This is a genomic window from Micromonospora inaquosa, from assembly GCF_003857055.1.
Taxonomy (GTDB): Bacteria; Actinomycetota; Actinomycetes; order Mycobacteriales; family Micromonosporaceae; genus Micromonospora; species Micromonospora inaquosa.
Genome location: NZ_QGSZ01000124.1, coordinates 1 through 16,662, shown reverse-complemented (window position 1 = coordinate 16,662; position 16,662 = coordinate 1). Strand labels below are relative to the sequence as shown.

The following is a 16,662-nucleotide window of genomic DNA, read 5'->3' as shown; positions in this document are numbered from 1 at the left end:
GCGTGGACGGCATGACGGACAAGCTGAATGAGCTCACCGCCGCAGGTGTGGCGGTGTGGCTCGACGATCTTTCCCGGGTGCGTTTGAGCTCCGGCGGGCTGGACCAGCTGCGCCGCGAGAAGCACGTGGCCGGCGTCACCACCAACCCGACGATCTTCGCAAAGGCGCTGAGCGACGCCGACGAGTACAACTGGCAGCTGCGCGACCTCGCCACCCGTGGCGTGGACGTGGAAGAGGCCGTGCGGATGCTCACCACGTACGACGTACGGTGGGCCTGCGACGTGATGCGCCCGTCGTACGACGGCAGCGCCGGCGTGGACGGCCGGGTCTCGATCGAGGTGGACCCGCGCAGCGCACACGACGCCGACAAGACGGTCGCCGAGGCCAAGGCGCTGTGGTGGCTGGTCGACCGGCCCAACCTCTTCATCAAGATCCCGGCCACCGAGGAGGGCCTGTCGGCGATCACCGACACCCTGGCCGAGGGGATCAGCGTCAACGTGACGCTGATCTTCGGTCTGGACCGCTACTCGGCGGTCATGGAGGCGTTCCTCGCCGGTTTGGAGCAGGCCAAGGCCAACGGCCACGACCTGTCGAAGATCGGCTCGGTCGCGTCGTTCTTCGTCTCCCGGGTCGACTCCGAGGTCGACAAGAGGCTTGAGAAGGTCGGCTCCGACCAGGCCAAGGCCCTCAAGGGCAAGGCCGCCATCGCCAACGCGCAGCTGGCGTACGAGCGCTACAGCGAGGTCTTCTCCTCGGATCGGTGGAAGGCGCTCGCCGCCGCCGGCGCGCACCCGCAGCGGCCGCTGTGGGCCTCCACCTCGACGAAGAACCCGGACTACCGGGACGTCATCTACGTCGAGGAGCTGATCGCCCCCGGCACCGTCAACACCATGCCGGAGGCTGTCATCCACGCGTACGCCGATCATGGCGAGACGCGCGGCGACACCGTCACCGGCGCCTACGACGCGGCCCGGAAGGTCTTCACGGACCTGGAGTCGGCCGGGGTGGACATGGCCGACGTGATCGCCACCCTGGAGCGCGAGGGTGTGGAGAAGTTCGAGGCGAGCTGGCAGGAGCTGCTGGACGGCGTCAGCAAGTCCCTGGCAGCGGCCGGCACCGGCAAGGGTGCTCCGAACAAGGCGGCCAAGGGCAACGCCAAGGCCGCCGAGAAGGCCGGTGGCGCATGAGTGATCTTCTCGCAGGGCCGGTGGAGGCAGCCGCCGGGCTCGCCGTGTACGGCGCGGACGCGGTCGACAAGGCCGCGCCCGCCTCGACCCGGGACGCGCTGGTCAAGGCCGGCGTCCCGGGCAAGCTGGCGGGCAAGGACGCGAGCCTGTGGGGTCCGGACGCCGAGGCTGAGGCGAAGATCCGGTTGGGCTGGGTGGACACCCACCGGCGCAGCCGCGAGCTGCTCGTCCAGTTGGCCGAGCTGACCGCGGAGCTGGCCGACCTCGATCATGTGGTGCTCGCCGGCATGGGCGGCTCGTCGCTCGCGCCCGAGGTGATCACCCAGACCCTGGGTCGCCCGCTGACCGTGCTGGACACCACCGACCCGGGCCAGGTCCGGGCGGCGCTCGGTGACCGGCTGGAACGCACCGTCGTCGTGGTGGCCAGCAAGTCCGGGTCGACTGTGGAGACCGACAGCCACCGGCGCGCCTACTGGCAGGCGTTCCTGGACGCCGGGATGACCGAGGCGGAGGCCGGCCGGCACTTCGTCATCGTCACCGACCCGGGTTCGCCGCTGGAGGCCACCGCTGCCGAGATGGGCGCGTTCACCGTGCTCGCCGACCCGAACGTCGGCGGCCGGTACTCGGCGCTGACCGCGTTCGGTCTGGTGCCCTCGGCGTTGGCCGGCGTCGAGGTCGCGGAACTGCTCGACCAGGCCGACGCGCTGGCCACCTCGCTCGGTGCGGATCAGAACAACCCGGCGCTGGCGTTGGGTGCCGCCCTGGGTGCGGCAGCCACGCTGGCCCGGGACAAGGTCGCCCTGGTCTCCGACGGCACCGGCATCGACGGGCTCGGCGACTGGGCCGAGCAGTTGATCGCCGAGTCGACCGGCAAGGCCGGGGTGGGCATCCTCCCGGTGGTGGTGGAGTCCCCGCAGAGCCCCGGTGCCACCGGCGCGGACGTGTTGACCGTCAGCTACGGCGGCGCGCTGGCCCCCGGTGACATGCCGGGCGGCGGCGCCAAACCGGACGTGGCCGTCAACGGCCCGCTCGGCGCGCAGTTCCTGGCCTGGGAGTACGCCACCGCGGTGGCCGGCGTGGTGCTCGGGATCGACCCGTTCAACCAGCCGAACGTCACGGAGTCCAAGGAGAACACCAACAAGATCCTGGCCTCGGGCCTGCCGGCGGAGACGCCGTCGTTCACCGAGGGCGCGATCGAGGTGTACGCCCCGCAGGGCGCCCCCGGTGACCTGGCCGGCGTGCTGCGCTGGCTGCTCGACGGGCTTGGCGACGACGGTTACCTCGCCGTGATGGCGTACCTCGACCGGTTCGCCGACGCCGACGCGGCCCGGCTGCGGCCACTGCTGGCGCAGGCGGGCGGGCGACCGGTCACCTTCGGCTGGGGTCCACGGTTCCTGCACTCCACGGGCCAGTACCACAAGGGCGGTCCGCAGGTGGGTAGCTACCTTCAGGTGACCGGCGCGGTCGCCGAGGACCTGGCGGTGCCGGGCAAGCCGTACACCTTCGGTGAGCTGCAGGCGGCGCAGGCCGCCGGGGACCGGCAGGCCCTCGCCGGTCGGGAGCGGCCGGTGCTGCGGTTGCACCTGACCGACCGGGCCGCTGGTGTCGCCCAACTACTGGACGCGGCCGGTGATCTGCGGGCGTGAGGATGGACGACGTGACTGAAGCGGAAGCGAGGGGGCACCGTGAGCGCGAGGAGTGAGCCGGGGTTGCGAGCCCCGCAGTCGCGAACCGAGGTGGCTCCGTGAGCGCGAGGAGTGAGCCGGGGTTGCGAGCCCCGCAGTCGCGAACCGAGGTGGCTCCGTGAGCGCGAGGAGTGAGCCGGGGTTGCAAGCCCCGCAGTCGCGAACCGAAGGTGACTCCGTGAGCGCGAGGAGTGAGCCGGGGTTGCAAGCCCCGCAGTCGCGAACCGAAGGTGACTCCGTGAACCCGCTGCGCGACGCGCAGGATCGCCGGTTGCCCCGGATCCCGGAGCCCTGCGCTCTGGTGATCTTCGGGGTGACCGGCGACCTGGCCCGCAAGAAGCTGCTCCCCGCGGTCTACGACCTGGCCAACCGGGGGCTGCTGCCGCCGGGCTTCGTGGTGCTCGGTTTCGCGCGCCGCGACTGGGGTGACGGCGACTTCGAGACGTTGGCCTGCGAGGCGGCCCGCAAGCACGCCCGTACCCCTTGGCGGGACGAGGTGTGGGCGCGGCTGGCCGGCAACATCAAGTTCGTCGGCGGGTCGTTCGACGACGATGCGGCCTTCGACACCCTCGCCTCGACGCTGGACGATCTGCGTCAGACCCATGGCATCACCGGCAACGCGGCGTTCTACTTCTCCATCCCGCCGGCGGCGTTCCCCGTCGTGCTCAAGCAGTTGGCCCGCACTGGAATGGCCGACAACGACAAGTCCGGCGGTTGGCGCCGGGTCGTGGTGGAGAAGCCGTTCGGCAACGACCTGCCGTCGGCGAAGGCGCTCAACGACCTCGTCGATGACGTCTTCACCCGGCAGGACGTCTTCCGGATCGACCACTACCTGGGCAAGGAGACGGTTCAGAACATCCTCGCCCTGCGGTTCGCCAACAACCTGTTCGAGCCGCTGTGGAACTCCAAGTACGTCGACTCGGTGCAGATCACCATGGCGGAGGACGTCGGCATCGGCACCCGCGCCGGCTTCTACGACACCGTTGGCACCGCCCGCGACGTGCTGCAGAACCACCTCCTCCAACTCCTCGCCCTGGTGGCGATGGAGGAGCCGACCAGCTTCGACGCCGACGAGATCCGGGCCGAGAAGCTGAAGGTGCTCAAGGCCATCACCCTGCCCAAGGACGTCGCCCGCGACACCGTCCGCGGCCAGTACCTGCCCGGCTGGGTCGGCGGCGAACGCGCGGTCGGCTACCTGGATGAGCGGGACGTCCCCGCCGACTCCACCACCGAGACGTACGTGGCGGTGCGGCTGGGCATCCAGAACCGCCGCTGGGCGGAGGTGCCGTTCTACATCCGGGCCGGCAAGCGGCTGCCCCGGCGGGTCACCGAGGTCGCCATCATGTTCAAGAAGGCGCCGCACCTGCCGTTCAACGACGCCGACATGGAGTCGCTGGGCAACAACCAGTTGGTCATCCGGGTGCAGCCGGACGAGGGCGTGGTGCTCAAGTTCGGCTCGAAGGTGCCGGGCACGACCATGGAGGTCCGCGACATCGCGATGGACTTCCAGTACGGCGAGGCGTTCACCGAGTCGAGCCCCGAGGCGTACGAGCGGCTGGTGCTGGACGTGCTGATCGGCGACCGCACCCTGTTCCCGGACGCGGCCGAGGTCGAGCAGAGCTGGCAGGTGATCGACCCCCTGGAGCACGCCTGGGAGGGCACCACCCCGGAGCCGTACCGGGCCGGTGAGTGGGGCCCACGGGCCTCCGACGAGATGCTGGCCCGCGAGGGCCGCGCCTGGAGACGAGCATGATCGGGCTGTGGGACACCACCGGCAACGAGGTGGTCAAGGCGCTCGCCGCCGAGCGGCGCAGCGCCGGCGGGGTGGCCAGCGGCATGGCGCTCACCCTCATCGTGGTCGTGGACGAGAAGCGGGTTCGGGAGGCGGAGGCGGCGGCGACGATCGCCGCCGCCGCCCACCCGTGCCGGCTCCTGGTGGTGGTGCGCTCGGAGATCGAGCGGGACCGCAACCGACTGGACGCGGAGATCGTGGTCGGTGGCCGGCTCGGCCCGTGTGAGGCGGTGGTCACCCGGATGTACGGTCGGCTGTCCCTGCACGCCGAGTCGGTCGTGATGCCGCTGCTCGTGCCCGACGTGCCGGTGGTCACCTGGTGGCACGGCGAGCCGCCGGCGGAGATCGCCACCGACTTCCTCGGGGTGGTGGCCGACCGGAGGATCACCGACTGCGCGCAGGCCGCCGACCCGGTGGAGGCGCTGCGGCAGCGTGCCCGGGACTACGCCCCCGGCGACACCGACCTGGCGTGGACCCGGATCACCCCGTGGCGCACCCTGGTCGCGGGGGCGTTCGACACCACCAGCGCCCAGGTCACCGAGGCGACCATCGTCGCACCGCCCACCGACCCGACGGCGGCGCTGATGGCCGGTTGGCTGTCCAGCCGGCTCGGCATCACCCCACGTCGGGTGGACAGCAACGAGTTCCCTCGGATGCGGGAGGTGCAGCTCAGCTGCGCCAACGGCGACCAGCTGACGCTGACCCGCGAGGACAGCATGGCCGTGTTTCGGCGGACGGGCCAGGACGACCGGGCCCTGCCGCTGGTCCGCCGCCCGCTCGGCGACGAGCTGGCGGAGGAACTGCGCCGGCTGGACGCCGACCAGGTGTACGCGGAGGCGCTGGGCGCGACGGCCGGCCTGCGAGGGCTGGAGCAGCGTCCGCCGCAGCGGGTCCACGTCTGGAAGGATCCGGCCACCGCGCAGCGCGCCGAGGCCGGGGTCACCGCGCACGCCGGCACGAGCGGCGAGGGCTGAGCCCAGCCGCGGCACGACGTCGGGCAGGGCCGGAACCCACCGGCCCTGCCCCGCAATCTCCGGGGTTTTCGCGCCCCATCACCTCGGGCACACGGTCCCGGGCACGACAGCGACCGCCGCGCGCGGTCGGGAAACGAAGGCGCAACCATGAGTGAGGCTAGTGTCGCCGTCCACGCCGACGCCGACCTGCTGGCGCAGGCCGTGGCGGCCCGGTTGCTGGTGAAGCTGCTCGACGCCCAGGCCGACCGGGGCGAAGCGTCGGTGGTGCTCACCGGAGGTCGGGTCGCCGCCGCCGTGTACCGGGCGGTCGCGGCGCTACCGGCCCGCGACGCGGTGGACTGGTCCCGGGTCGACGTGTGGTGGGGCGACGAACGGTTCCTGCCCGCCGGTGACCCGGACCGCAACGAGACGCAGGCTCGCGCCGCCCTGCTGGACGTGGTGCCGCTGGACCCGGCCCGGGTGCACGCGATGCCGGCCTCGGACGGCCCGGCCGGCAACGACCCCGAGGCGGCGGCCGCCGGGTACGCGGAGGAGCTGGCCCGCGCCGCCCGGCCCGGGCACGCCACACTGCCGCACTTCGACGTGCTGATGCTGGGTGTCGGCGAGGACGGCCACGTGGCTTCGGTCTTCCCCGAACACCCGGTCGGCTACGAGACCCGTCCGGTCAGCGCGGTGCGGGGCAGCCCCAAACCGCCGCCGACGCGGACCACCCTCACCCTGCCGGCGATCAACACCGCCGAGGAGGTCTGGCTGGTGGCCGCCGGCGCCGACAAGGCTCGGGCGGTGGGTATGGCGTTGGCCGGGGCCGGGCCGGTGCAGTTGCCGGCGGCCGGTGTGCGCGGTGTAAGCCGCACCCGTTGGCTGCTGGACCGGGCGGCGGCAGCCGACGTACCCACCCGACTGCGTAGCCTGCGCTGAGCGCGACGAGGAGCCCGCTACTCGCCGCGTCGACGGCGTAGCGCGGCGAGCGCCTCGGCGAGCAGGGCCTCCCCCTCCTCGGCGGTGCGCCGCTCCTTCACGTACGCCAGGTGGCTCTTGTACGGTTCGGCGCGGACCCGGCCGGGCGGGTTCTGCGCGTCCCGGCCGGCGGGGAGACCGCAGCGGGGGCAGTCCCACAGGGCGGGCGGCTCGACGTCCGCGGCGATCCGGATGTCGACCCGGTGGTCGTTACGGCACCAGTAGGTGACGTCCTGTCGGGGGGCGGGTTGGTGCCGCTCGTCCGGGCGCATGGGTGCGGACCCGACCCGGGCACCCCGGATAACGTTGCCATTCGGCACGGCTGCTCGCTCCTGTCGTCGGAGGGGACCCGCCGTCTTCGGGGGTGGTGCGGCGGGCGACGCGGTGCAGCGGAGAAAAGCCTGCGCGCGGCCCGTCGAGTGACGGACCGCGCGCAGATTGTACGACTTACTGGGCCTGCTCAGGCACCGCTGTTCATTTGGAGGCGCAGCCAGAGCCCGAGGCCGACGATCGCGGCGAACCAGACGACGCTCACCAGAACGGTGTAGCGGTCCAGGTTCTTCTCCGCGACCGAGGAGCCAGCGAGGCTGGAGCTGACGCCACCGCCGAACATGCTCGACAGACCGCCGCCCTTGCCGCGATGCAGCAGGATCAGCAGGGTGAGCAGAATGCTCGTGATGACCAGCAACACGATCAACGTGTATGCGAACCAGATCGGCATGGCTGGGGTCAGTTCCTCTCGTAGCGATCCTCGCCCGGTCTGATCGGGCACGGCGGCACCGACCGGCGGACGGGCGGTGTCAAGGATACCGAGCGATCAGCGAGCGAGGTGCTCCGGGAACCGGCAGATCTGAGCGAATTCCTCCGCGTCCAGGCTGGCGCCCCCCACCAGGGCCCCGTCCACGTCCGCCTGGCCCATGATCGAGGCGATGTTCGACGCCTTGACCGAGCCGCCGTAGAGGACCCGAACCTGGTCGGCGGTCTCCTGGCCGAAACGTGCCGCCAACCGCTCACGCACCGCCCCGCAGACCTCCTGAGCGTCGTCCGGGGTCGCGGTCTTGCCCGTGCCGATCGCCCAGACCGGCTCGTACGCGACCACAACCTGCCGCACCTGCTCGGGGGTGAGCCCGGCGAGGCCCCCGTCGAGCTGGTCGGAGCAGTGCGCCACGTGGCCGCCCTGCTCGCGGACGTCCAGCCCCTCCCCCACGCAGAGGATCGGCGTCAGGCCGTGCGTCAGCGCCGCCTTGACCTTGGCGTTGACCAGCGCGTCGTCCTCGTGGTGGTAGGCCCGCCGCTCGGAGTGCCCAACCACGACGTACGTGCAGCCGAGCTTGGCCAGCAGCGGCCCGGAGATGTCCCCGGTGTACGCGCCGGACGCGTGCGGGGAGAGGTCCTGTGCGCCGTAGCCGATCAGCAGCTTGTCCCCGTCCACCGCGGTCTGCACGGTCCGCAGGTCGGTGAAGGGCGGCAGCACGACAGTCTCGACGTCGGTGAGCTGCTTCTCGGTGAGACTCGCCGCCAACTTCTGCACCAGCAGGTTGGCCTCAAGGTGGTTGAGGTTCATCTTCCAGTTGCCGGCCATCAACGGCCGGCGGGTGGTGCTCGACATTCAGTTCTCCAGGGCCGCGATGCCGGGGAGGGTCTTGCCCTCAAGGTATTCCAGGGAGGCGCCACCACCGGTGGAGATGTGCCCGAACGACGACTCGTCCAAGCCGAGGGCACGGACCGCCGCAGCGGAGTCACCGCCACCGACGACGCTGAACGCGTCGGCCTTGGTGATCGCCTCGGCGACGCCCCGGGTGCCCGCCGCGAAGGCCGGCATCTCGAACACGCCCATCGGGCCGTTCCAGAAGATCGTCTTCGCCTGGGACAGCGCGGCACTGAAGCCAGCCACCGTCTCCGGGCCGACATCCAGGCCGAGCCGGTGGCTCGGGATGCCGTCGACCCGAACCGTGTCGTGCGCCGCGTCCGGTGCGAACGCGTCGGCGACCACCACGTCGACCGGCAGCATGATCTTGCCGCTGGACCGCTCCAGCAGGTTGCGACAGGTCTCGACCATGTCCTTCTCCAGCAGCGAGGTGCCCACCTCCAGGCCCTGAGCCTTGAGGAAGGTGAAGCACATCCCGCCACCGATGAGCAGCCGGTCGACAGTGGGCAGCAGAGCCTCGATCACGGCGAGCTTGTCGGACACCTTCGACCCACCGAGCACCACCACGTACGGGCGCCCAGGGTCACCGGTGAGCTTGGAGAGGACCTCGACCTCACGCAGCACCAGCCGGCCCGCGACGTGCGGCAACCGGGCCGGCACATCGAAGACGCTGGCGTGCTTGCGGTGCACGGCACCGAACGCGTCGTCCACGTAGGCATCGCCGAACGCGGCGAGCTGGTCGGCGAAAGCGCCCCGCTCGGCCTCGTCCTTGCTGGTCTCACCGGCGTTGAAACGCAGGTTCTCCAGGAGGGCCACCTGGCCGTCGGCCAGGCCGCCGACGGTGGAACGGGCCGAGTCACCCACGGTGTCCTCGGCGAAGTGCACCGGCGCGCCGAGCAGCTCACCGAGCCGCCCGGCAACCGGACGGAGGCTGAACTGCGGGTCCGGCGTGCCCTTCGGGCGGCCCAGGTGCGAGCAGACGACCACCTTCGCGCCGGCCTCGACCAGCGCGCCGAGGGTCGGCAGCACCGCGCGGATCCGGCCATCATCAGTGATGGCACCGGTCTGCTTGTCGAGCGGGACGTTCAGGTCGGCGCGCACCAGCACGCGCCGACCCGACACCCCCTCGGCGAGCAGGTCGTCGAGGGTCCGGATGCTCACAGCGACGAACCGACCAGCTTGACGAGGTCGACGAGCCGGTTGGAGTAGCCCCACTCGTTGTCGTACCAGCCGACGACCTTGACCTGGTTGCCGACCACCTTGGTCAGCGGCGCGTCGAAGATGCACGACGCCGGGTCGGTCACGATGTCGGTGGAGACGATCGGGTCCTCGTTGTAGACCAGGATGCCCTTGAGCGGGCCGTCCGCAGCGGCCTTCAGCGCGGCGTTGACCTCGTCCACGGTGGTCTCGCGACCCACGTTGACGGTGAGGTCGGTGACGGAGCCGGTCGGGATCGGCACCCGCAGGGCGTACCCGTCGAGCTTGCCCTTCAGGTCCGGCAGGACCAGGCCGATCGCCTTGGCGGCGCCGGTGGAGGTCGGCACGATGTTCAGCGCGGCGGCCCGGGCGCGACGCAGGTCCGAGTGCGGCGCGTCCTGCAGGTTCTGGTCCTGGGTGTACGCGTGGATCGTCGTCATCAGACCGTGCTGGATGCCGAACGTGTCGTGCAGGACCTTCGCCATCGGGGCGAGGCAGTTGGTGGTGCACGAGGCGTTGGAGATGATGGTGTGCTTCGCCGGGTCGTAGGTGTCGTGGTTGACACCCATGACGACGGTGACGTCCTCGTTCTTCGCCGGTGCGGAGATGATGACCTTCTTGGCCCCGCCGTCGACGTGCGCCTTCGCCTTGGTGGCGTCGGTGAAGAAGCCGGTCGACTCGATGACGACGTCGGCGCCGACCTCACCCCACGGCAGCTTCGACGGGTCCTTCTCGGCGTACGCCTTGATGGTCTTGCCACCGACGGTGATCTCGTCGGCGGTGGCCTTGACCTCGTACGGCAGGCGGCCGAGGATGCTGTCGTACTTGAGCAGGTGGGCGAGCGTGCCGTTGTCGGTCAGGTCGTTCACCGCCACGACCTCGATGTCGGCGTCAGACGCCAGCACTGCCCGGAAGAAGTTACGGCCGATTCGGCCAAAGCCGTTGATGCCAACCCGGATGGTCACAGGTCCCATCTCCTCGCGTTCTGGTCCGCCGGCTTCAGACAACGGGCCGGCGGGAATGGTGTGCGCCGACCGTTTGGAGCCGGCCGTCGACGGTTCATCTCGGCCACCCCGCCGCGCGGTCTGAGGACCTGACCGCCCGAGGCGGTGGGCACGACGAGAAGTGCCGGTGTCGGCCCCCTTGCCGTACTCAGCGACCTTATCCGAGCGTGCGAGACCACGCTGCGCCGGGTCGTGCTCCCGGACGCACCGTGCGGCCCCACCGTCCTATCAGACCACGAGCATGTCGGGCGTGACGGCTGCTTCCGTATCCGGAATGCCAAGGTCGCGGGCCCGCTTGTCGGCCAGCGCCAGAAGCCGGCGGATCCGCCCGGCGATGGCGTCCTTGGTCAGCGGCGGGTCGGCGAGCGCACCCAACTCCTCCAGCGACGCCTGCCGGTGCTCCAGGCGCAGCCTCCCGGCGTCGGTCAGGTGGTTGGGCGCCTCGTCGGCGAGGATCTCCAGCGCGCGGGTGACCCGGGCGGCAGCGGCGACCGCCGCCCGCGCCGAACGGCGCAGGTTGGCGTCGTCGAAGTTGGCGAGCCGGTTGGCGGTGGCGCGCACCTCGCGGCGCACCCGACGCTCCTCCCAGGCCAGCACGCTGGAGTGCGCGCCGATCCGGGTGAGCAGCGCGGCGATCGCGTCACCGTCCTTGACGACCACCCGGTCCACCCCGCGTACCTCGCGGTTCTTCGCGGTGATGCCGATGCGGCGGGCCGCGCCGACCAGCGCCAGCGCCGACTCCGGCCCCGGGCAGGTGATCTCCAGCGCGCTGGAGCGGCCCGGCTCGGTGAGCGAGCCGTGGGCCATGAACGCGCCCCGCCACGCGGAGACCGCGCAGCAGACGTTCGCCGCCACCACGTGCGGGGGCAACCCGCGCACCGGGCGACCCCGCACGTCGAGCAGACCGGTCTGCCGCGCCAGTGCCTCGCCGTCCTTGACCACCCGCACGATGAAGTGGCTGCCCTTGCGCAGCCCACCGGAGGCCAACACGTGGATCTCGCTGGGGTAGCCGTAGACCTCGGCGATCTCCCGGCGCAGCCGCCGGGCAACCGCCCCGGTGTCCAGTTCAGCCTCCACCACCACACGGCCGGAGACGATGTGCAGCCCGCCGGCGAAGCGCAGCAGCGCGGCCATCTCCGCCCGCCGGCAGCAGGGCTTGGGCACGTCGACCCGACTCAGCTCGTCCTTGACCGCGGCCGTCATCGCCATTGTGCGTCCCCTCACGGACCTGTTCCGGCGTGTCGCCGGAGATTACGTACGTGTCTAACGATCGGCACCCAGGACAGGCACCAGCGCGGCGCCCAGGGCAGCCGGATCATGGCGGGGAGTCCCGTCGACAACGGCGACGGGGGCGAGGACCAGGCGGGCACCCAGCGATTCTGCCGCACGTTCGACCGGTTCGGGGTCACCCACCGCCTTGGCATCGGCGAGCACAAGATCCACCTTGAGCTCGGGCAGGTACCAGTGCAGCGCCGCGAGATGGTCGGCGACGGAAAGCCCGAGGGTTTCCTTCTCCGCGGCGAGGTTCAGCGTGACCAGCCGCCGGGCCGAGGTGGACACGATGGCGTCGGCCAACTGCGGCACCAGCAGGTGCGGAAGCACACTGGTGTACCAGCTGCCCGGTCCGAAGATCAACCAGTCGGCTGCCCGGATCGCCTCGATGGCCTCGGCGCAGGCCGGTGGGGCGCTCGGAGTGAGCCGCAACGACTCGACCCGCCCGGTGGTGACGGCCACCTGGTGCTGGCCGCTGACCGTGCGCACCTCGTCGGGGGCGGCCGGGTCGGCACCGCGTACCCGCGCCTCGATGCCGACCGGCTGGCGGGACATCGGCAACACCCGCCCCACCGCGCCGAGCATCGCGCCGGCGTGCTCCAGCGCGGCCACCGGGTCGCCGAGCAGCTCCATCAAGCCGCAGAGCACCAGGTTGCCCACCGCGTGCCCGGTCAGGCCGTCAGTCCCGGCCGCAGCGCCGCCGGCCGCAGCCCCGTCGGTCCCGGCCCACGCTCCGTCCGCGCCGGCCGCAGCCCCGTCGGTGCCGCGCGGGCCCGCGCCGTGCCGGTCCGGGTCGTCGCCCGCCGCCGGGCCCGGGTCGGTCCCGTCGGATCCGGGTACGCCCACCGGCACGGCGGCGAAGCGGTGCTGGAACAACCCGGCGCTGCGCCGGGTGGCCGGGTGGTCACCGGCCAACGCCACCAGCGCCTGACGCAGATCTCCCGGCGGCAGGCCACCCCGCTCGGCCCGCAGCCGACCACTGGAGCCGCCGTCGTCACCCACCGTGACCACTGCGGTGATGTCGAGGTCAAGTTCGGGAGCGCAGTGGCGCAGTGCGCGCAACGAGGCGGACAGCCCGTGGCCACCGCCGAACGCCACCACCCGCCGGGCCGTCATTCCCGCCCCAGGTCACGGTGCTGAGCGTTCGCCGCCAACCCGGAATGACGCAGTCGGCTGGCCAACTCCTCGGCGATGGCCACGCTGCGGTGCTTACCGCCGGTGCAACCCACGGCCACCGTCAGGTACCGCTTGCCCTCCCGCTCGAAACCGGTAGTGGTGGCGTTGACCAGATCGGCGTACGAGGCGACAAAGGCGTCCGCGCCCTCCTGGCCCAGCACGTACGCGCTGACCGCCTCCTCCCGCCCGGTGTGCTCCCGCAACTCCGGCACCCAGTAGGGATTGGGCAGGAAGCGGGCGTCCAGCACGAAATCGGCGTCCGGCGGCAGGCCGTACTTGAAGCCGAACGACAACACGGTGACCCGCAGCCGCCGGGCGTCCTCGCCGCCGAACAGCTCCTCGATGCGCCGCCGGAGCTGGTTGACGTTCAGGTGGCTGGTGTCGATGATCACGTCGGCCTGGTCGCGGGCCTCCTCCAGCAGACCGCGTTCCACGGCGATGCCGTCGGCCAGCCGCCCGTCACCCTGCAACGGGTGCGAACGCCGAACGCTCTCGAACCGCCGGATCAGCACCTCGTCGTCGGCATCGACGAAGACCACCCGGGGTGAGAACCCGCGCTCCTTGAGCTCCCGGATCGCCCCGGCCAGGTCGGTGGAGAAGGCCCGGGACCGCACGTCCAGCACCATCGCGGTACGCCGGGCCGCCCCGCCCGCCTTGAACGCCAGCTCGGCCATGTCCAACATCAGGGCCTGCGGCAGGTTGTCCACGACGTAGTAGCCGACGTTCTCCAACGCCCGGGCAACAGTGCTGCGGCCACCCCCGGAGAGGCCGGTGACCACCACGAGGGTGGTCTCCGACTCGGCCGTCACCTGCTCGTCGTCGGCCTCCGGGCCGTCGATCCGGTCACCGGCTGTGCGCGCCTCGCTCACCCGTACCCCCAAGCCGTGGCGCCGCGGCCGCCCTCGGCCGCGATTGGTCAATCAGCGACTCTATCCCGCCGCCGGGTCGTGGCCCGGCAGCCGTGGCCGGGTGGTGCCCGCAGACCGGCCGACGGTCGCCCGCCCGGCCACACGCACGCACGCACGACCCGATGTTCCCCGGCCCGCCGGGCGGTCCGGGCGGTCCGGGCGGTCCGGGCGGTCCGGGCGGTCCGGGCGGTCCGGGCGGTCCGGGCGGACAGTGTCGCCCGTCCGGCACACATCCGGGAGGCCGGGTGCGCCGGACGGGCGCTGTCGGGGTCGGCTCGTAGACTCCCCGGATGGTCTCCCCCACCGAGCTGCGCGCCTCCGACGCCCTCGACGTGCTGCGCCGGGTGTTCGGCTACGACGCGTTCCGCGGTTTCCAGCAGGACGTGATCGACCATGTGGTCGACGGCGGCGACGCGCTGGTGCTGATGCCCACCGGTGGCGGCAAGTCCCTGTGCTACCAGATCCCGGCCCTGGTCCGCGACGGCGTCGCCGTCGTCGTATCCCCGCTGATCGCGCTCATGCAGGACCAGGTGGACGCCCTCACGGCGGTCGGCGTCCGCGCCGGATTCCTCAACTCGACCCAGACCCTGGACGCCCGGCGCCGGGTGGAGGCGGCCTTCGTCGCCGGCGAGCTGGACCTGCTCTACCTGGCCCCGGAGGCGCTCGGCGTCCGGTCCACCCTCGCCCTGCTGGACCGGGGGCGCATCTCCCTGTTCGCGATCGACGAGGCGCACTGCGTGTCCCAGTGGGGCCACGACTTCCGCCCCGACTATCTCGCGCTGTCGATGCTGCACGAACGCTGGCCGCAGGTCCCCCGGATCGCCCTGACCGCCACCGCGACCAGCGCCACCCGCACCGAGATCGCGACCCGGCTCAAGCTCGACGACGCCCGGCACTTCGTGGCCAGCTTCGATCGGCCCAACATCCAGTACCGGATCGTGCCCAAGCGCGAGCCCCGCAAGCAACTGCTGACCCTGCTGCGCGACGAGCACCCCGGCGACGCCGGCATCGTCTACTGCCTGTCCCGGGCCTCGGTCGACAAGACGGCCGAGTTCCTCACCGCCAACGGGGTCGCCGCCCTGTCGTACCACGCCGGGCTGGACGCCGGCACCCGCGCCGCCAACCAGCAGCGCTTCCTGCGCGAAGACGGCCTGGTCATGGTGGCCACCATCGCCTTCGGCATGGGCATCGACAAACCCGACGTCCGATTCGTCGCCCACCTCGACCTGCCCAAGTCCGTCGAGGGCTACTACCAGGAGACCGGCCGCGCCGGCCGCGACGGCCTGCCGTCCACCGCCTGGCTGGCGTACGGGCTGCAGGACGTGGTCCAGCAACGCAAAATGATCGAGACGTCCGACGGTGACCTCGCCCACCGCCGCAACCTGGCCGCGCACCTGGACGCGATGCTCGCCCTCTGCGAGACGGTCCGCTGCCGACGGGTCCAACTGCTCGAATACTTCGGCGAGACGACGACGGCCGCCTGCGGCAACTGCGACACCTGCCTCACCCCACCGGAGTCCTGGGACGGCACCGTCGCCGCCCAGAAGCTGCTGTCCGCCGTCTTCCGCCTCGACCGCGAACGCAACCAACGCTTCGGCGCCGGGCACTGCATCGACATCCTGCTCGGCAAGCAGACCGACAAGATCAGCCAGTACGGTCACGACTCGCTGACCGTCTTCGGCATCGGCGCCGAGCTCAGTGAGGCCGAGTGGCGGGGCGTGGTCCGGCAACTGCTCGCCGAAGGGCTCCTCGCCGTGGAGGGCGACTACGGCACGCTGGCACTCACCGAGACGAGCGGCGACGTCCTCGGCCGCCGCCGCACTGTCACCCTGCGCCGCGAGCCGGAGAAGCCGGCATCGAGCCGCTCATCGAAGCCGCGCGGCGCGTCCACCGTCGTGGCCGAGCTGACCCCGGCCGCCGCGTCGCTGTTCGAGCGGCTGCGCGGCTGGCGGGCGACCACCGCCAAAGAGCAGGGCGTCCCTGCGTACGTGATCTTCCACGACGCCACCCTGCGACAGATCGCCAGCGACGCCCCCAGCACGCTGGCCGACCTGTCCCGGGTCAGCGGGGTCGGCGAGAACAAACTCGCCAAGTACGGCGAGCAGATCCTGGCCGTCCTCGCCACCGACTGACCTCTGGATATGCCGAAGGGCCGGGCCCCGTGGTGGGGTCCGGCCCTTCGTTGTTCGACGGTGCGGTGGTGCTGTGGTGCGGTGGTGCGGGTGCTGGGGTCTTAGCTGGTGGCGTAGCCGCGGGTGGCGATCCAGTCGGCGAGGTGCTCGACGGTGATCTGGTAGGCGGCGGTGTTGGGGTCGGCGGAGTCGGCGATGGTGACGGTGTTGCCGTTGTCGTGGTAGCCGACGACGCTGATGTAGTGCCCGCCCTCGTAGGAGTGCACGCCACCGTCGGTGTCGGTGCTGGTGCCGGCGATGTTCGCGACGACAGCCCGGCCGTCGTCGACGGTGCGCACGATGTCGGCGCGCAGTTGGTCGGTCTGCTTGGCGTCGGCGTCGGGGCTGGAGATCTCGACGCTGTGGTAGGCGTCGTTCTTACCGGTTTCCTTGTTCAGCACCGGGGTGATGTCGTTGATGGAGTTGGTGCCGGCCTCGGTGGTGCCCATCTCCTTGGCCATGTCGTCGACGTTGATGTTCTTGCCCTGCACGGACAGGGCGTTACGGGTCGCGGCGGGGCCGCAGTAGTAGAAGTTCGGCTGCGCCTCGTAGCGCACGCCCAGCTCCCGCTCACCGTGGCCGCCCTTGCGGTCGGTCTGGGTCTGCGACGTGGGCTTGGTGGTGGGGGCGGCGAAGGCGGTGGTGACCGGTCCGGCGATGGCGCCGCCGGTGAAGGCGAGGCCGGCGGCGG

General features: G+C 71.5%; 15 protein-coding genes. 6 read left to right on the top strand and 9 right to left on the bottom strand.

Annotation, left to right across the window (positions count from 1 at the left end; genetic code table 11):
* Positions 1-11 precede the first annotated feature (11 nt).
* The 5 genes from tal (at position 12) to pgl (ending at position 6,556) form a co-directional block, all read left to right on the top strand.
* The gene (tal, locus tag DLJ59_RS03360) at positions 12-1,187 is read left to right on the top strand and encodes a transaldolase (RefSeq protein ID WP_124771044.1); all 1,176 of its coding nucleotides are present in this window, start codon (positions 12-14) and stop codon (positions 1,185-1,187) included.
* A complete protein-coding gene (locus tag DLJ59_RS03355) occupies positions 1,184-2,833 on the top strand; it encodes a glucose-6-phosphate isomerase (RefSeq protein WP_124771043.1) in 1,650 nt (549 codons plus the stop codon). Before tal ends, DLJ59_RS03355 begins: the two co-directional genes overlap by 4 nt.
* A gap of 277 nt (positions 2,834-3,110) precedes the next feature.
* The gene (gene zwf, locus DLJ59_RS03350) at positions 3,111-4,625 is read left to right on the top strand and encodes a glucose-6-phosphate dehydrogenase (RefSeq protein ID WP_124771042.1); all 1,515 of its coding nucleotides are present in this window, start codon (positions 3,111-3,113) and stop codon (positions 4,623-4,625) included.
* Positions 4,622-5,638 (top strand): glucose-6-phosphate dehydrogenase assembly protein OpcA, encoded by a 1,017-nt coding sequence (locus tag DLJ59_RS03345; protein ID WP_124771041.1) that lies wholly within the window; start codon positions 4,622-4,624, stop codon positions 5,636-5,638. Before zwf ends, DLJ59_RS03345 begins: the two co-directional genes overlap by 4 nt.
* 147 nt (positions 5,639-5,785) lie before the next feature.
* Complete coding sequence (pgl, locus tag DLJ59_RS03340) at positions 5,786-6,556, top strand: 6-phosphogluconolactonase (protein WP_124771040.1); 771 nt, start codon at positions 5,786-5,788, stop codon at positions 6,554-6,556.
* Positions 6,557-6,573: 17 nt separating this feature from the next.
* Here pgl and DLJ59_RS03335 read toward each other — a convergent pair whose 3' ends face one another.
* The 8 genes from DLJ59_RS03335 to rapZ all read right to left on the bottom strand — a co-directional run bounded on the left by DLJ59_RS03335 (position 6,574) and on the right by rapZ (position 13,731).
* Positions 6,574-6,915 (bottom strand): RNA polymerase-binding protein RbpA, encoded by a 342-nt coding sequence (locus DLJ59_RS03335; protein WP_124771039.1) that lies wholly within the window; start codon positions 6,913-6,915, stop codon positions 6,574-6,576.
* A gap of 140 nt (positions 6,916-7,055) precedes the next feature.
* Positions 7,056-7,316 carry a preprotein translocase subunit SecG gene (gene secG / locus DLJ59_RS03330; RefSeq protein ID WP_030337344.1) on the bottom strand — a complete coding sequence of 87 codons (261 nt, stop codon included), beginning with the start codon at positions 7,314-7,316 and terminating at the stop codon, positions 7,056-7,058.
* 96 nt (positions 7,317-7,412) lie between these two features.
* A complete protein-coding gene (gene tpiA / locus DLJ59_RS03325) occupies positions 7,413-8,204 on the bottom strand; it encodes a triose-phosphate isomerase (RefSeq protein ID WP_124771038.1) in 792 nt (263 codons plus the stop codon).
* Complete coding sequence (locus tag DLJ59_RS03320) at positions 8,205-9,404, bottom strand: phosphoglycerate kinase (RefSeq protein WP_124771037.1); 1,200 nt, start codon at positions 9,402-9,404, stop codon at positions 8,205-8,207. It lies immediately after the preceding gene.
* On the bottom strand, positions 9,401-10,405 hold the full coding sequence (gap, locus tag DLJ59_RS03315) for a type I glyceraldehyde-3-phosphate dehydrogenase (RefSeq protein WP_088988543.1): 1,005 nt from the start codon (positions 10,403-10,405) through the stop codon (positions 9,401-9,403). Before gap ends, DLJ59_RS03320 begins: the two co-directional genes overlap by 4 nt.
* A 267-nt stretch (positions 10,406-10,672) precedes the next feature.
* Positions 10,673-11,653 carry a DNA-binding protein WhiA gene (gene whiA / locus DLJ59_RS03310; RefSeq protein ID WP_030337350.1) on the bottom strand — a complete coding sequence of 327 codons (981 nt, stop codon included), beginning with the start codon at positions 11,651-11,653 and terminating at the stop codon, positions 10,673-10,675.
* 54 nt (positions 11,654-11,707) lie between these two features.
* Complete coding sequence (locus DLJ59_RS03305) at positions 11,708-12,832, bottom strand: gluconeogenesis factor YvcK family protein (RefSeq protein WP_124771036.1); 1,125 nt, start codon at positions 12,830-12,832, stop codon at positions 11,708-11,710.
* On the bottom strand, positions 12,829-13,731 hold the full coding sequence (rapZ, locus tag DLJ59_RS03300; RefSeq protein WP_124771057.1) for an RNase adapter RapZ: 903 nt from the start codon (positions 13,729-13,731) through the stop codon (positions 12,829-12,831). Before rapZ ends, DLJ59_RS03305 begins: the two co-directional genes overlap by 4 nt.
* A 359-nt stretch (positions 13,732-14,090) precedes the next feature.
* Between rapZ and recQ the strand changes: the two genes are divergently transcribed.
* Positions 14,091-15,932: a DNA helicase RecQ gene (gene recQ / locus DLJ59_RS03290; protein ID WP_124771034.1), complete on the top strand. Its 1,842-nt coding sequence runs from the start codon at positions 14,091-14,093 to the stop codon at positions 15,930-15,932.
* A 101-nt stretch (positions 15,933-16,033) separates the two neighbouring features.
* On the opposite strand, the gene DLJ59_RS03285 is transcribed toward recQ, so the two are convergent.
* Positions 16,034-16,662 (bottom strand): C39 family peptidase (locus DLJ59_RS03285; protein WP_124771033.1); only part of this gene is annotated, 629 nt, incomplete at its 5' end.

Excerpts from the sequence above, each read along its gene's own strand:
- tal (WP_124771044.1), top strand. The coding sequence starts at position 12 with ATGACGGACAAGCTGAATGAGCTCACCGCCGCAGGTGTGGCGGTGTGG.
- DLJ59_RS03355 (WP_124771043.1), top strand. The coding sequence starts at position 1,184 with ATGAGTGATCTTCTCGCAGGGCCGGTGGAGGCAGCCGCCGGGCTCGCC.
- DLJ59_RS03345 (WP_124771041.1), top strand. The coding sequence starts at position 4,622 with ATGATCGGGCTGTGGGACACCACCGGCAACGAGGTGGTCAAGGCGCTC.
- pgl (WP_124771040.1), top strand. The coding sequence starts at position 5,786 with ATGAGTGAGGCTAGTGTCGCCGTCCACGCCGACGCCGACCTGCTGGCG.
- secG (WP_030337344.1), bottom strand. The coding sequence starts at position 7,316 with ATGCCGATCTGGTTCGCATACACGTTGATCGTGTTGCTGGTCATCACG.
- tpiA (WP_124771038.1), bottom strand. The coding sequence starts at position 8,204 with ATGTCGAGCACCACCCGCCGGCCGTTGATGGCCGGCAACTGGAAGATG.
- whiA (WP_030337350.1), bottom strand. The coding sequence starts at position 11,653 with ATGGCGATGACGGCCGCGGTCAAGGACGAGCTGAGTCGGGTCGACGTG.
- DLJ59_RS03305 (WP_124771036.1), bottom strand. The coding sequence starts at position 12,832 with ATGACGGCCCGGCGGGTGGTGGCGTTCGGCGGTGGCCACGGGCTGTCC.
- recQ (WP_124771034.1), top strand. The coding sequence starts at position 14,091 with ATGGTCTCCCCCACCGAGCTGCGCGCCTCCGACGCCCTCGACGTGCTG.